The organism is Ruegeria sp. THAF33 (genome assembly GCF_009363615.1).
Taxonomy (GTDB): domain Bacteria; phylum Pseudomonadota; class Alphaproteobacteria; order Rhodobacterales; family Rhodobacteraceae; genus Ruegeria.
Genome location: NZ_CP045384.1, coordinates 455,484 through 469,389, shown reverse-complemented (window position 1 = coordinate 469,389; position 13,906 = coordinate 455,484). Strand labels below are relative to the sequence as shown.

Below are 13,906 nucleotides of genomic sequence, written 5' to 3'. Positions count from 1 at the left end.
TATTGCCCGAAAGCGCCGCTTGAGGTTCTTTCCTTCGCCGCCGACACAACATATAGTGGCTGACAACAACGTGTAGTGAAGCACGGCGGGACTTGGGAATACAAGCATGGCACATATCATTGTGGTCGGGAACGAAAAGGGTGGCGCAGGCAAATCGACCGTGTCGATGCATGTGGCGACCGCGCTGGCCCGATTGGGACACAAGGTCAGCACGTTGGATCTGGACCTGCGTCAGCGCAGTCTGGGACGATACTTCGAGAACCGCAACAATTTCCTCAAAAGCTCGGACCTGACCCTGCCCAGCCCGCGCCATCACGACCTGCCCGAGATCGATGCCGCGACGTTGAAACCGGGCGAGAACATCTATGACCATCGCCTGTCTGCTGCCGTATCCCAGCTGGAAAGCGACAGCGACTTTATTCTGATCGACTGCCCGGGTTCTCACACCCGTCTGAGTCAGGTGGCACATTCGCTGGCCGACACGCTGATCACCCCGTTGAACGACAGTTTCATTGACTTTGACCTTTTGGCGCGGATCGACTCGAAGGGCGAAAAAATCCTTGGCCCGTCCGTCTATTCCGAAATGGTCTGGAACGCTCGTCAACTGCGGGCACAGGCGGGGCTGAAGCCGATCGACTGGGTCGTTGTCCGCAACCGGGTCGGTACGCAGCGCATGGTCAACAAGGAAAAGATGCAGCGCGCGATCGAGATGCTTTCCCAGCGCATCGGCTTCCGCGTCGCCTCGGGCTTTTCCGAGAGGGTTATCTTCCGCGAACTATTTCCACGCGGACTGACCCTGTTGGACCTGAAGGACATCGGCGTCAAACAGCTGAACATCTCGAACATCGCCGCCCGGCAAGAACTGCGTGACATGATGAAAGAGCTGAATCTGCCGGGTGTGGAGATTGACTTCTGATCAGCTGTCCCGGCGGCCGCTATGCGGACTTTTTTAGGCAGTATGAATGTTCTTTGGTTCTGGACTAGCATTCAGAGACAGCTGCAAAGACGTCCCGCATGGGAGCTTGAGAGCAAAGAAAGAAGAGCCTTCAACGTATCGGATCCTTTTTTGGCCGTGCCGCCCGTTTCAAGCACCGAGACCACCTGTAGTCGGATGTCCCGGTCAATGCAGCCATTGGAGATATAGCCGACCATCCTCCCGCTTGAAGAGACAACGGCGAGCGAACCTACTTCGCGCGCCGCTCAGCCCTTGATACTGATCGATGTGATCAGAACAAACTGCTTACCAGCGTTTAGCAGGCCATCTGCATGGCCAAGGACATCAACCCGGTGTTCAGGATGTGTGGATCAAGAAACGGGTTCTTCCGACATGACGTCTGCAAAGGACTTGAAGAATTTGGCGGCGAGTTTCTTTGCTGTACTCTGGATAAGACGGCTCCCAAGTTGCGCCAGCTTGCCGCCGATCACGGCCTTGGCTTCGTAGCGCAGAATGGTCTGAGACCCATTTTCAGTCAGTGTGACGTCGGCTCCGCCTTTTGCATGTCCAGCCGGGCCACCATTGCCTTGGCCTTCCAGCGAAAACGTCTCTGGCGCGCCATCGGTTTTGAGCACCACATCTCCGCTGAATTTCGCTTTCACGGGGCCAACTTTGAGTACAACTTTGGCTTCAAGTTCGGTGTCGGATTTCTTGATCAGTTCTTCGCACCCGGGAATACAACGTTTAAGTATCTCGGGGTCGTTCAAAGCTGCGTAAACCACATCCCTAGGGGCATCGATGATAATTTCGTCGGCCAGTTCCATAGCGGTTCCTTTCTTTGTTCAGCAACAGGGGTATTTAATCGTGGCAAGCACCTCAGCCTGCTCTGTAGATGGCTTGAAACCACGAGTTAAGATTTTGAAAAGTTTACGCATTTGGGTTCCTTTCTACGGAATTCCTGCGCACGGTGATCAGTTCCGCCAGGATGGAAAGCGCGATTTCTTCAGGTGTGACAGCACCAATGTCCAAACCAGCTGGGGCTGAAACCATCGCGAGTGTGACCTCGGGCACACCGGCTTCGGAGAGCTTTTCAGACAGGGCAGCGAATTTCTTCTTACTGCCCACAAAGGCGACATAGTTTGCTTCACAAGCAAGCGCGTCGCGCAAGGCGTCAAGATCACCCTGCCCTTGCGTCGCCACGACGATCGCACTCATCTTTCCAAGTGCATTCTCCTCATCCACGGCACGTGAGATTGACCAGTGAAAATCTGGTGCGATTTGTGCCAAAGCCTCTGCGACCGGCGAGTTTCCGAGTATTGTCAACTCTGGCATCGGAAGACAGGGCTCAATAAAAATGTCGATGGTGCCACGAGAGGGACAACCGTTGCGCGCATAGAATACGCCCTCCACCATTGCTCCGGCACTGACGCCGATATCGTTCAAAAAGTCTTCCGGCGCAACCGACACAAGCTTGGGTGCGCCGGTTTCGAGGGCTTCCAAGGTGGCTCGCCTCACAGCACCACGGGTGCAGCCGCCACCAAGAAACCCGTGCAATATGGTGCCATCCGCACCAATGATTGCCTTTGCGCCGGGTTTCGCCGCGGTGGTTCCGGCAGTGCGCACGATTGTTGCAAAGGCAAAAGGTTGTTCCTTGGCGCGCAGGGATTGGGCTGTTTCTGCCAGGTCAGATGAAAACAACTCAGCGGGGGTCATAGCGATACCAACTCCTTCTCCAGCGCGGCGAGGTCCGCCAGCGTGTTGGCGGCGGAAAAGAGGTCCAAATGAGGCAAGGCTGCCGTCATGCCCGCTGCGACGGGCGCATAGTCGCGCCAGCCTTTAAGCGGGTTCAGCCAAAGAATGCGGCAGCCGCGTTTGCGCAGCTTGGTCAGCGCCGCGTCAATGTGGTCAGGGGAAGAGGTGTCATAGCCGTCCGAGAGGATCATCACGACTGAACGCCCATCGACGAAACGGCGCGCGTAGGTAGATGCAAATCGATCCAGGCTTTCCCCGATTTTGGAACCTCCGCCGAACCCATCCGCCATCAAGGACATCCGTCCGATGGCGCGCATCGTGTCCTTATCGCGTAAAGCCTCGGTTATCCGCACGAGGCGTGTGTGAAACAGGTATGCGTCGGCGGTTGGATCACCGCGCATCAGGCCGGCCAAAAAGGCCAGGAATACTTGCGCATAGACGGTCATAGAGCCGGAAACATCGCATAGCGCTACGATTTTACGGCTACGATCAGGGCGTTTGCGCTTGATGAGTCGGATGGGTTCGCCCCCTGTCGCCAAGCTGCGCCGGATTGTTTTGCGGAAATGCAGGCGGTCTCCCTTACGAGACGCGATGCGGCGGCGGGAGCGGCGGTCGCGCAGCGCTTGTCCGAGGCGGCGAGCAACTTCTTCGGCCTCGGCAATCTCTTCTGCCCGTACCAGATCACGTAGATCGCGCCGGGACAGGTTCCGCATTTCGGTGGCGATCAGCTTACCGTCGCCATCACTTTCAGCATCACCGTCACCTCCATCTGGCGCTGTCGCATCGCCAGCGCCTCCAACGTCTTCTCCTTTGGCATCTCGTGACGAATGTACGCTGTCGTCGCCCTTGGGGTGGGTCGACATTTTCGGCATGACCTTTGTTCGCACGCGACTGGCATCCATCCAGAAACTGTCAAACAACAAATCAAACCTCTGCGCGTCGTCCTTGCATCCCGTGCAAACGGCCTTGAGTGCGCAACGCGCCTCTTCAGGGTTGGCTGCCTCAACACAGGTCAACGCCGTCAGAGCTGCTTCGGTTTCCTGCACGCCAAGGCGCAGGCCATTCTCCCGCAAATGGGCCAGGAACCCTGCCATGCGCGCCGTGGCGCCGGGATCGCGGCCAGCAAAGCGGGTCACGCGGGTCATGCGGCCTTCCCCGCGATGCGTTGTGCCACTTCGCTAGTGATATGTGCGCGATCGCTCTGAGTTTTTAGAAGTGTCGTGAGTGTGGCTTGGAGGGCTGCCGGGTTTTCCGTGAGATCAGCAATCCCTAACCCCATGAGCGCGGCGGCAAAATCCAGTGTCTCCGCGATTCCGGGCACCTTCTCAAGCTCTTCCTTGCGCAGCGTCTGGACGAACTCGATCACCTGATCGGCCAGCTGCGCTTCAATCCCAGCACACCGGGCTTTTAGGATCGCGAGTTCCGTTGTCCGGTCGGGATAATCGACATAATTGAAAAGGCAGCGACGCCTCAGCGCGTCCGACAAGTCGCGGGTGCCATTCGAGGTCAGTATAACTGTTGGCACAGTGGTGGCTTTGATGGTGCCAAGCTCCGGAACGGTGATTTGGTAATCAGCGAGGATTTCGAGCAGGAAAGCTTCGAACTCTTCGTCTGCGCGGTCGATTTCATCGATCAATAAAACCGGAGAAACGTCTTGCGTGATCGCCGACAGTAAGGGGCGCTCCAACAAATACTCACGCGAGAATATCCGATCCTCGACCGCCTTGCCGGCCTCGCCTGCTTCAGAGGACGCACGGATCGCCAGTAGTTGTCGTTGGTAATTCCACTCGTAGATCGCCTGAGAGGCGTCCAGACCTTCATAGCATTGCAGGCGGATCAACTGCGTGTTCTGGGCCGCAGCCAGTACTCGGGCAACTTCGGTTTTTCCTACGCCCGCCGCGCCTTCCAGCAGTAGAGGGCGGCGCAATGACAAAGCCAAATGCAGCGACACCGCCAGATCGTCTGAGGCGACGTAGTTCTGTTCTACAAGTGCAGATTGGAGATCGGTCCAAGTCATCAGAGCCTCAAGTGGTTTATGAGGCGCGCGCAGCCATCCCTGCCGCGCGCGCCGGAAGCTTAGCCGTGAAGGCCCAGTTCGTTTGCTGTCTTCCAGATCCGCCAGTGATCGTGCGGCATATGGGTGTGACGCAGGCCAAAGGCACGGAAGGCATCATTCACTGCGTTGGAGAAACAGGGCACGCCGCCCACATGGGGGCTTTCGCCGACTCCTTTGGCGCCAATTGGGTGGTGCGGGCTGGGGGTAACGGTGTGATCGGTCTCGTAATTCGGCACTTCCCATGCGGTCGGCAGGAAGAAATCCATCAATGTGCCGGTCTTGACGTTGCCCATCTCGTCATAGGCGATCTCTTGCCCCAGAGCGACGGCCAGCGCCTCGGTCAAACCACCGTGCACCTGGCCCTCGATGATCATCGGGTTTATGCGCGTGCCGCAGTCATCCAGCGCATAGAAGCGGCGAATGTCGGTCACACCGGTGTCCACATCGATGTCCATCACGCAGACGTAGGCGCCAAAGGGATAGGTCATGTTCGGCGGGTCATAGTAGCTGACCGCCTCCAGACCCGGCTCGATGCCCGGAATGGCCTGATTGTAGGCGGCAAAGGCGATTTCCTTCATCGTCTTGAACTTTTCAGGCGCGCCCTTGACCACGAAACGATCCACGTCGAATTCGACATCATCGTCATGCACTTCCAGCAGGTAGGCCGCGATCATCTGTGCTTTGGCGCGGATCTTGCGCCCTGCCATCGCGGTCGCGGCACCCGCTACAGGCGTCGAGCGCGAGCCGTATGTTCCAAGACCGTAGGGCGCGGTATCCGTATCACCCTCTTCGATGGTAATACTATCCGCCGGCAGACCGATCTCGGTTGCGAGGATCTGTGCAAAGGTCGTGGCATGGCCCTGGCCTTGCGAGATGGTGCCAAGGCGTGCGATCGCTGAGCCGGTCGGGTGAATGCGAATTTCACAGCTGTCGAACATGCCAAGACCAAGGATATCACAATTTTTGACGGGTCCAGCACCGACGATTTCGGTGAAATGCGTCAGGCCGATGCCCATCAGCTTTCGGGTTTTGCCCGCCTTGAAATCCTCGATCCGTTGATCTTGTTCTGCACGCAGCCCTTCGTAATCGACGGCATTTAGCGCCTTATCCCAAGCAGTGTGATAGTCGCCGGAATCATACTCCCACCCAAGCGCGGACTGATAGGGAAACTGCTCTTTCTTGATGAAGTTGATCCGGCGCAGCTCGGCCGCGTCCATGTTCAACTCTATCGCCAGAACCTCGATCATGCGTTCAATGAAGTAAGCGGCTTCGGTTACACGGAAGGAGCAGCGATAACTGACCCCGCCCGGCGCTTTGTTGGTGTAAACGCCGTCCACTGCCAAATACGCAGTCGGAATGTCGTAAGACCCGGTACAGATGTTCATAAACCCAGCCGGGAACTTGGTCGGGTCGGCACAGGCGTCAAAGCCGCCGTGGTCTGCGGTCGTGTGGCACCAGAGACCGGTGATTTTACCCTCTTTGGTGGCGCTGATCTTACCTTTCATCCAGTAGTCACGGGCAAAAGCGGTGGTCATCAGGTTTTCCATACGGTCCTCGACCCATTTCACCGGAACACCGGTGACAATCGAGGCCACGACCGAGCACACATAGCCGGGGTAAGCCCCAACCTTGTTGCCAAAGCCGCCACCGATGTCGGGCGAGATCACGCGGATATTGTGCTCTTCAATGCCCGAGATCAGGCTGACCACTGTGCGAATAGCGTGAGGCGCCTGGAACGTGCCGTGCAGCGTGAGCTTGCCGTTGACCTTGTCCATCGAAGCCACGCAGCCACAAGTTTCGAGCGGACATGGGTGCGTGCGATGGTAATACACCATCTCTTCAGCGACCACGTCAGCCTCCCCCATTACCTGCTCGGTCGCATCCTTCTCGCCAACCTCCCAGGTAAAGATGTGGTTAGGGTGTTTGCGTGGGCCGTGGGCCCCATCTGGAATCGCTCCACCTTCGCCCATCAGGTCTTCGCGAAGAACCACGTCGGATTCCAATGCTTCGTGGGGATCGGTCAAAACGGGGAGTTCTTCATACTCCACTTCGACCAGCTCGACTGCATCGGCTGCAATATAACGGTCCTTTGCCACAACAAATGCCACTTCCTGACCTTGGAAGAGCACCTTGCCGTCAGCCAGAACCATCTGTTTGTCGCCAGCCAGCGTCGGCATCCAGTGAAGACCAAGGGGGGCGAGGTCTTCGGCCGTCAGTACGGCAATCACGCCGTCCAGCGCCAATGCCGCCTCGGCATTGATCGACACGATCTTGGCGTGGGCATAGGGCGAACGCACGAAATCACCATGCAGCATGCCGGGCAGTTTGATGTCGTCAACGTAATTGCCTTTGCCTTGGGTAAACCTGGCATCTTCAACGCGCTTGCGCTTGCAACCCATTCCTCCCAGTGCGTCGGTGCGTTCTTCGCGGGTCAGTTCCTTATTCATTGTGCCGCCTCCTTCGCAGAGTTCATCTCGGCCGCGGCGGCGAGGATAGATTTGACGATGTTCTGATACCCGGTACAGCGGCAGAGGTTACCCGCCATGCCAAAGCGCACCTCTTCTTCAGTTGGGTTCGGGTTTTCTTCCAAAAGCTTGGATGCGCGGGTGATCATACCCGGTGTGCAGAAGCCGCATTGAAGACCGTGGTGTTCTTTGAAAGCTTCCTGCAGCACGTGCAGGCTGTCCGGGTTACCAAGCCCTTCGATCGTGGTGATTTCGGCACCGTCAGCCTGTGCTACGAACACGGTACAGGACTTCACCGATTTGCCGTTCATGGTCACGGTGCAAGCGCCGCAATGCGAGGTCTCGCAACCAATGTGCGGACCGGTCTTGCGCAGTCGTTCGCGCAGGGTGTGAATCAGCAGTTCGCGCGGTTCAGCCAAGAACTCTTGCTCCTCGCCATTCACTGTTAGAGTGAAATGTTTCTTCTTTGACATGATCTCTCTCCTCAGGCTCTGGCCCAGGCGTTTTCGATCGCACGGCGCAAGATAATCGCCGCTGCGTGACGTTTGAATTCAATGGGACCGCGGTTGTCCTGTGTGGGGTCAATGTCGCCCAACATCGCGTCCACCGCCGCTTTGATTGCCGCATCATCCAGGGACGTGCCGACAAGCGCAGCGCCAGCTTTTTCAGAATGAACCGGTGTATCGCTCAGATTGGTCATCGCGATGGAAGCCGAGGTGCAAGTCCCATTTTCTTTAGTTAAGAGGACCGCAGCAGCCGCAGTGGCGTAGTCGCCGATTTTGCGCTTTTGCTTTTCGTAGGCGTACCCGCCCTTTGGTGCATCGAACTCCACCGCTGTCAGGATCTCTTCATCCTCACGGTCAGTCATATAAGCCGCTTCGTAGAAATCACGGGCCGCGACTTTGCGTTGGCCATCCGGCCCGACCAAAGTGAAAGTCGCGTCCAGACACTGCATCAAGCCCGGCATGTCATTACCCGGGTCGCCGTTTGCAACGTTGCCGCCAACCGTGCCCATATAACGCACTTGCGGGTCTGCGATCTGCAAAGAAGCCTCGCGCATGATCGGAGCAGCCAACGCCAATTGAGCGTTGTCGATGATGTCATGTTGCGTCGTCATCGCCCCGATGCGGATGCTATCCCCCTCAATGGAGATGCCGCTCAATCCCTCCACATCCTGCAAGTCGATCAGATGTGGCACTTCGGCCATGCGGAGCTTCATCATGGGTATCAGACTGTGCCCCCCTGCGAGGACCCGTGCGTCATCTCCGTGCTCCACAAGTACGGACAGGGCGCCCGCCAAATCCTTAGGTCTATAATATTCAAAGGCAGCTGGAATCATTGCCTCTCCTCCCTGCAGCAACTGTTCTGGCTGTTAGAGAAGCTCGCGCGACGTCGGGTTGTTGACCCGGGAAAACACTTTGTTTTCGCTAATTTTGCACGAAATGCGCTTCAGGACGCACGAGTTGCGCTGCCTGAATTACCACGCGTTACCCAAAGGCGGTCAGTGCTGCTTTCAGGTTTGATCGGCTGACCGGCACCGGGGGAAGATCGGCCTCACCAAAGGTGCATTGTCCCTTGTCTTTGGTCCGTTCAAACCGCGCGACTTTTTTGGGGTTCACGATATAGCTGCGATGCACGCGCAAAAAGCCGGTTGGCTCTAGCCGTTTGACCGCTTCAGTGATCGGCCAGACGCAAAAGTACTTTTCTGTGCGGGTGTAGACTTGCGTGTAGTGACCATCCGCCCTGACGAATGCAACGTCAGGCGCGGCAATAAAGACCTTGCCTCCGTCTCTTTCACAGGGGATGCGAATAGGTGGGGTCTGGTTTGCTGAAGGCTCGTCTTGGGCCACGCCTGTCATCGGGATCTCTGTGGCTTGCGTAGGCACAAGATAAGTTGTGCCAACCCACAAAAATGCGCCGAAGATAACAAAGCTCGACAAGATCACCCCAACGGCCATGACTTCGTTGCTGATGACGGGCCCAAACTCTCGGATATCTTTCAAGGCTACAAAATTGGTTCCTGCCATGGCCAGGAAATGCACTGAAAAGACAGCTACGCCAAAACACAGCGTGCCGATCGCGATGGTCCTGTTGGAACGCTCATTATAGGCAACGCCGATCGCGAGAATGCACAGGACAATAGCCAATACTGACGACCCGAGCACCCCTTGAAGGGTATAAACGGGTTTGCAAAGCTGCATGCCAGCCATTCCCACATAGTGCATCGCCAAGATGCCCGCGCCTACGATTGCTCCGGCAGCTATGATGATCCCCCTGGAACGCTCAGTGAAATGCAAAAGGACAAGCGCCAAGGCGACCATAAGGATCGCAATAAGCGCAGATGCGAGCGTAATTGCAGCATCATAGTAAAACAGGATGGGCAGCCTTAGGCCAAGCATAGCCACGAAGTGCATTGACCAGATCCCACCACCCAAAGCAACGGCACCCAACGCGATGGCCAACCTGCGTTGTGAAAGCGACTTTTCGGACAAATCCCTCGTCAAAGACAATCCCGTGGCCCCAGCAACTAGCGCCACAACGAACGATGTAACCACCAACCAAGGGTTATGTCCGAAGTCCAGAAATTCCATGGGCCGGACAATGCCGCAGCGGATTTCTTAATTCAATCTTTGCCTTTACCTGGCAAAGGTTCATCCGGCGGAAACAAATTCCTGCACGGCCATTGCAAGCAAGGACCAGAGTCTACCTCAGCGTTTATCGCTCATTGGGCAGGACTGCTGTGAGATGAGCCATCGACGGCTTTGGGCTCTAACCAGCTTAGTGTTCATATCCACACTATAGTCGAACATTCGGTCCAAACCGCCGCTCAAACCCGGCGAGTTAAATGCGTTCCATCAAGACTTTCAGTTTCGGAACCGCTGGAAGGAATAGCCGCTGTCTCAATCGGATTCTGATGGCCCGCCGGGACTGTATACCGTAAACAACTCTTTCGGCTCATTCACGCCGCGCAGCATGTAGCGGCCGACCGAGACAAGCTCCTGCGCGCAGGGCTGTGCAGCGCGGGCGACATCGTCCGAGATAAGGATCCTTTGACCCAAAGACCGGTGCATTCCCGCAATGCGGGCGGCCTGGTTGACAGCCGGGCCGATCACAGTGAAGTCCAGCCGGGTCTCGGACCCGATATTGCCATAGAGAATCTCGCCCGAATGTAGGGCCAGCGTATAGTTGGCCACCGGCAGACCTTGCGCGCGGCGCCTTGCGTTCAGTTCACCCATGCGGGACTGCAACAAAGGCACAGCATCAAGCGCGGCACGGGCGTCTTCGTCGATCTCTCCGACATCGAACATTGCCATCAGGCCGTCACCCATGAATTTCAGGATGTTGCCGCCCTTGTCATGCACCACACCCACCGCGACGGCCAGATAGTCGTTCAGCATGTCGATGATCTCATGGCCAGGCAGGTCTTCGGACAGCGTGGTGAAGCCTTCGAGGTCGAAATTCCAGATCACAGCATCGATTTGCTGCAAAGACCCACGCCGAATTTCACCCGACAGAACCCGGCGACCGGCATCCCGCCCCAGATAAACCCGCATCAGATCCTTGGCCAGATCCTGGTTCTTGGCGGATTTGAGCGCCAGCCCCAGATGCGGCAGTACAGTTTGTATTTTGTTCAGATCGCTGTCTTCGAATCCGTTCGGTGCGTCGCTGGTCCAGGACATCAGAACACCATCGCTGACCTTCTTCGTGCCGTCGGGGCGCAGTTGACTGGCCCCTTCATATGACAAGCCGGTGGCATAATAGTCTGTCGCTCCGATTTCACGCAGATCATTCAACAAAGGAAAGCGGCTGGGTTCATTATGGTCGACCAGTTTGACCCGGATTTCATCCAGATCATCGTTCAGCAGCGCATAGAGTGGGCTTTGCTGCCAAACTTCGCTGGGCGTTTCCGTGTATTCAAACTTCTCGGATTCACCGCCCGCGCCGTTGTACCAGCTGTAACCTGTACCTCCGTAAACCGGATGCAGGGTCGACTGCGCCGCATGAAAGCGCATCAACGGAATACCCATTTCCACCAATCGGGCACAAAACCCTTCCAACAGCTCTTCTTGCCCGGCGCCCTCTAGCCCCTTGTTGACCAGCCAATCAATCAGGGAATGTGAGAAAACTGAAGCGGAATCTGGCAATGTCATTTTGTTGTCCGTATCAAGTATGATCCCCATTTGGGGGCAGGCAGCGTCAATTGCCATAGGTCAGTCCAAACCAGCCAACCTTTGCAGCATTTGTCGCAACAACGCGGCCTCTTCCGGTTTGAACAGGCCTGACAGTTTCGCATCGTAATTAGCAGCAACGCCGCGCAGGTCACGATACACAGATTGCCCTGCTGGTGTTAGTGTCAACCATTCCGCCCGCCGATCCGCTTCGTCCCGTGTGCGTTTCAGGTATCGACGCTGTTCCAGCTTGGCGACAGCGCGGCTGATTTTGGTTTTGTGCATTCTGGCGCGCTCACCGATTTCCTTGGCGGTCATCTCGCCAAACAAACCCAAATGGAACAATACGCGCCATTCGGTTCTGAGCATCCCGTAACGGCCCTTGTAAACTGCCTGAAACTCTAGCGAAGCCCGTTCGGCCGCCTGATTCAGCAGGAAGGGCAGAAAATTTTGCAGATAAAAGTCATCATTTTTTTCGGATTCATCGTGTGTCATGCTTGTTAGTTACAAAATCAACTATTAACCGACAAGCAGCAAACGGAGGAAAACGCAATGAATCGTCCGACTGATCCGCATACGCTGACACAGGCCGCGACGCCTGTCGGAACTCATGCAGGCTATATGCCAGGCTTTGGGAACGACTTTGAAACCGAGGCCCTGCCCGAGGCCCTGCCGCAAGGCATGAACAGCCCGCAACGGTGCAACTATGGTCTTTACGGAGAGCAGCTGAGTGGCACGGCCTTTACCGCCAACCCACCCGAGCGCACCTGGTGCTATCGTATTCGCCCATCCGTAAAGCATTCACATCGTTATGAAAAAATTGACCTGCCCTACTGGAAATCGGCCCCCTGCATTGATCCGGATGTGATCAGCCTTGGCCAGTACCGCTGGGATCCCATCCCGCATTCCGACGAAGGTCTGAACTGGATGACGGGTATGCGGACCATGACGACCGCAGGTGACGTGAACACGCAGGTCGGCATGGCAAGCCACATCTATCTGGTCACGGAATCCATGGTGGATGACTATTTCTTCTCGGCTGATTCCGAATTGCTGGTTGTGCCACAGGAAGGGCGCCTGCGATTTGCGACAGAACTGGGAATCATCGACTTGGAACCCAAGGAAATCGCGATCATTCCACGCGGTTTGCTGTACCGGGTCGAGGTTCTGGAAGGCCCTGCGCGCGGCTTTGTCTGCGAGAATTACGGTCAGAAGTTTGAACTGCCGGGGCGCGGACCAATCGGTGCCAACTGCATGGCCAACCCGCGCGACTTCAAGGCACCGGTGGCCGCTTATGAGGATCGTGAAACCCCTTCTACCGTGACAATCAAATGGTGCGGGCAATTCCACACAACCAAGATCGGCCACAGCCCACTGGATGTCGTGGCATGGCACGGCAACTATGCGCCCTATAAATACGACCTGCGCAACTATTGCCCCGTCGGCGCGATCCTGTTTGACCACCCCGACCCGTCGATCTTTACCGTTCTGACGGCTCCGTCCGGCCAGCCCGGCACGGCCAATATCGACTTTGTCCTGTTCCGCGAACGCTGGATGGTGATGGAAGACACGTTCCGCCCGCCGTGGTACCACAAGAACATCATGTCCGAGCTGATGGGCAACATCTACGGCCAGTACGACGCGAAACCTCAGGGCTTTGTTCCCGGCGGCACAAGCCTGCACAACATGATGATCCCGCATGGCCCCGACAGGGAAGCCTTCGACAAGGCGTCATACTCCAACCTGGGGCCGGACAAGCTGGACCAGACAATGTCGTTCATGTTCGAAACCCGCTTCCCGCAGCACCTGACCCCGTTTGCCGCCACCGAAGCGCCGTTGCAGGATGATTACATCGACTGCTGGACATCGCTTGAGAAGAAGTTCGACGGAACGCCGGGCAAGAAATGAGCTTGGATATCTGGATCACCTATGTGGCAACGGTCCTGCTGCTGATGAGCACACCGGGACCCAGCCAGTTGCTGATGTTGTCAAACTCAGCGACAAACGGGCTTCGGCGCGGGCTGTTCACCGCTGCCGGAGATCTGACGGCGAACTTTCTGCAAATGCTGGCGGCGGGGCTGGGCCTAGCCGCCCTGATCGCCACATCTGCAACCGCACTGACGGTCATCAAGTGGCTTGGTGTCACCTATCTGGTTTATCTAGGGATTAAGCAGATCCTAAAGGCCCGTATGTCTGAAACGCAAACCGCGCCCAAGGCCAGCCGTAAATCGCTTTGGATGCAGGGGTTCATTACTTCCGCCGCAAATCCCAAGGCCGTGGTCTTTTTTGCAGCACTGTTTCCGCTGTTCATTGACGCAGCCCTGCCCTTCTGGCCGCAATTCGCCATTCTGTCGTCTACCTATCTGGTCATGGACGGGATGTTCCTGACCGCATATGGCGGCAGCGCAAGCTGGCTGGCTCGCCGTTTGCAAGGTCCGGCAAAGCTGTGGCTTGACCGCATTGGCGGCAGCTTCATGATCCTCGCTGCTATCTTGTTGGGGCTGAAATCCCTTCGCCCTTCTGCTTAACC

14 protein-coding genes are annotated in these 13,906 nt (G+C 56.7%); 3 read left to right on the top strand and 11 right to left on the bottom strand.

Annotated elements, in window-relative coordinates; all coding sequences use genetic code 11:
• The first annotated feature begins 106 nt into the window (after nt 1–106).
• A complete protein-coding gene (locus FIU92_RS02325; protein ID WP_152457022.1) occupies nt 107–916 on the top strand; it encodes a division plane positioning ATPase MipZ in 810 nt (269 codons plus the stop codon).
• A 71-nt stretch (nt 917–987) separates the two neighbouring features.
• On the opposite strand, the gene FIU92_RS23170 is transcribed toward FIU92_RS02325, so the two are convergent.
• From FIU92_RS23170 to FIU92_RS02270, 11 genes are all read right to left on the bottom strand, one after another.
• Nucleotides 988–1,152, bottom strand: coding sequence for a hypothetical protein (locus FIU92_RS23170; protein WP_371419728.1), 165 nt, complete (start codon nt 1,150–1,152; stop codon nt 988–990).
• Nucleotides 1,153–1,305: 153 nt separating this feature from the next.
• Nucleotides 1,306–1,758 (bottom strand): carbon monoxide dehydrogenase subunit G, encoded by a 453-nt coding sequence (locus tag FIU92_RS02315; protein WP_152457021.1) that lies wholly within the window; start codon nt 1,756–1,758, stop codon nt 1,306–1,308.
• 103 nt (nt 1,759–1,861) lie between these two features.
• On the bottom strand, nt 1,862–2,647 hold the full coding sequence (locus tag FIU92_RS02310) for an XdhC family protein (protein WP_152457020.1): 786 nt from the start codon (nt 2,645–2,647) through the stop codon (nt 1,862–1,864).
• Nucleotides 2,644–3,831 (bottom strand): VWA domain-containing protein, encoded by a 1,188-nt coding sequence (locus tag FIU92_RS02305; protein WP_152457019.1) that lies wholly within the window; start codon nt 3,829–3,831, stop codon nt 2,644–2,646. Before FIU92_RS02305 ends, FIU92_RS02310 begins: the two co-directional genes overlap by 4 nt.
• Nucleotides 3,828–4,703 (bottom strand): MoxR family ATPase, encoded by an 876-nt coding sequence (locus FIU92_RS02300; protein ID WP_152457018.1) that lies wholly within the window; start codon nt 4,701–4,703, stop codon nt 3,828–3,830. Before FIU92_RS02300 ends, FIU92_RS02305 begins: the two co-directional genes overlap by 4 nt.
• 59 nt (nt 4,704–4,762) lie before the next feature.
• Nucleotides 4,763–7,189, bottom strand: coding sequence for an aerobic carbon-monoxide dehydrogenase large subunit (locus tag FIU92_RS02295; RefSeq protein WP_152457017.1), 2,427 nt, complete (start codon nt 7,187–7,189; stop codon nt 4,763–4,765).
• The gene (locus FIU92_RS02290) at nt 7,186–7,680 is read right to left on the bottom strand and encodes a (2Fe-2S)-binding protein (protein WP_152457016.1); all 495 of its coding nucleotides are present in this window, start codon (nt 7,678–7,680) and stop codon (nt 7,186–7,188) included. Before FIU92_RS02290 ends, FIU92_RS02295 begins: the two co-directional genes overlap by 4 nt.
• An 11-nt stretch (nt 7,681–7,691) precedes the next feature.
• On the bottom strand, nt 7,692–8,546 hold the full coding sequence (locus FIU92_RS02285) for a xanthine dehydrogenase family protein subunit M (RefSeq protein ID WP_152457015.1): 855 nt from the start codon (nt 8,544–8,546) through the stop codon (nt 7,692–7,694).
• Nucleotides 8,547–8,694: 148 nt separating this feature from the next.
• The gene (locus tag FIU92_RS02280) at nt 8,695–9,798 is read right to left on the bottom strand and encodes an MHYT domain-containing protein (protein WP_152457014.1); all 1,104 of its coding nucleotides are present in this window, start codon (nt 9,796–9,798) and stop codon (nt 8,695–8,697) included.
• A 309-nt stretch (nt 9,799–10,107) separates the two neighbouring features.
• Complete coding sequence (locus tag FIU92_RS02275) at nt 10,108–11,358, bottom strand: adenylate/guanylate cyclase domain-containing protein (RefSeq protein ID WP_152457013.1); 1,251 nt, start codon at nt 11,356–11,358, stop codon at nt 10,108–10,110.
• Nucleotides 11,359–11,418: 60 nt separating this feature from the next.
• Nucleotides 11,419–11,871, bottom strand: a complete 453-nt coding sequence (locus tag FIU92_RS02270; protein WP_152457012.1) for a MarR family winged helix-turn-helix transcriptional regulator — start codon at nt 11,869–11,871, stop codon at nt 11,419–11,421.
• A 57-nt stretch (nt 11,872–11,928) separates the two neighbouring features.
• On the opposite strand from FIU92_RS02270, the gene hmgA reads away from it, so the two are divergent.
• Nucleotides 11,929–13,284 carry a homogentisate 1,2-dioxygenase gene (hmgA, locus tag FIU92_RS02265; RefSeq protein WP_152457011.1) on the top strand — a complete coding sequence of 452 codons (1,356 nt, stop codon included), beginning with the start codon at nt 11,929–11,931 and terminating at the stop codon, nt 13,282–13,284.
• Nucleotides 13,281–13,904: a LysE family translocator gene (locus tag FIU92_RS02260; RefSeq protein WP_152457010.1), complete on the top strand. Its 624-nt coding sequence runs from the start codon at nt 13,281–13,283 to the stop codon at nt 13,902–13,904. The genes hmgA and FIU92_RS02260 overlap by 4 nt, the downstream gene beginning before the upstream one ends.
• Nucleotides 13,905–13,906: the final 2 nt, after the last annotated feature.

Bases quoted from the DNA above. Each gene is read 5' to 3' on its own strand.
- FIU92_RS23170 (WP_371419728.1), bottom strand. From the start codon at position 1,152: ATGGTCGGCTATATCTCCAATGGCTGCATTGACCGGGACATCCGACTA.
- FIU92_RS02275 (WP_152457013.1), bottom strand. From the start codon at position 11,358: ATGACATTGCCAGATTCCGCTTCAGTTTTCTCACATTCCCTGATTGAT.
- FIU92_RS02280 (WP_152457014.1), bottom strand. From the start codon at position 9,798: ATGGAATTTCTGGACTTCGGACATAACCCTTGGTTGGTGGTTACATCG.
- hmgA (WP_152457011.1), top strand. From the start codon at position 11,929: ATGAATCGTCCGACTGATCCGCATACGCTGACACAGGCCGCGACGCCT.
- FIU92_RS02285 (WP_152457015.1), bottom strand. From the start codon at position 8,546: ATGATTCCAGCTGCCTTTGAATATTATAGACCTAAGGATTTGGCGGGC.
- FIU92_RS02295 (WP_152457017.1), bottom strand. From the start codon at position 7,189: ATGAATAAGGAACTGACCCGCGAAGAACGCACCGACGCACTGGGAGGA.
- FIU92_RS02310 (WP_152457020.1), bottom strand. From the start codon at position 2,647: ATGACCCCCGCTGAGTTGTTTTCATCTGACCTGGCAGAAACAGCCCAA.
- FIU92_RS02270 (WP_152457012.1), bottom strand. From the start codon at position 11,871: ATGACACACGATGAATCCGAAAAAAATGATGACTTTTATCTGCAAAAT.
- FIU92_RS02290 (WP_152457016.1), bottom strand. From the start codon at position 7,680: ATGTCAAAGAAGAAACATTTCACTCTAACAGTGAATGGCGAGGAGCAA.
- FIU92_RS02325 (WP_152457022.1), top strand. From the start codon at position 107: ATGGCACATATCATTGTGGTCGGGAACGAAAAGGGTGGCGCAGGCAAA.
- FIU92_RS02260 (WP_152457010.1), top strand. From the start codon at position 13,281: ATGAGCTTGGATATCTGGATCACCTATGTGGCAACGGTCCTGCTGCTG.
- FIU92_RS02300 (WP_152457018.1), bottom strand. From the start codon at position 4,703: ATGACTTGGACCGATCTCCAATCTGCACTTGTAGAACAGAACTACGTC.
- FIU92_RS02315 (WP_152457021.1), bottom strand. From the start codon at position 1,758: ATGGAACTGGCCGACGAAATTATCATCGATGCCCCTAGGGATGTGGTT.
- FIU92_RS02305 (WP_152457019.1), bottom strand. From the start codon at position 3,831: ATGACCCGCGTGACCCGCTTTGCTGGCCGCGATCCCGGCGCCACGGCG.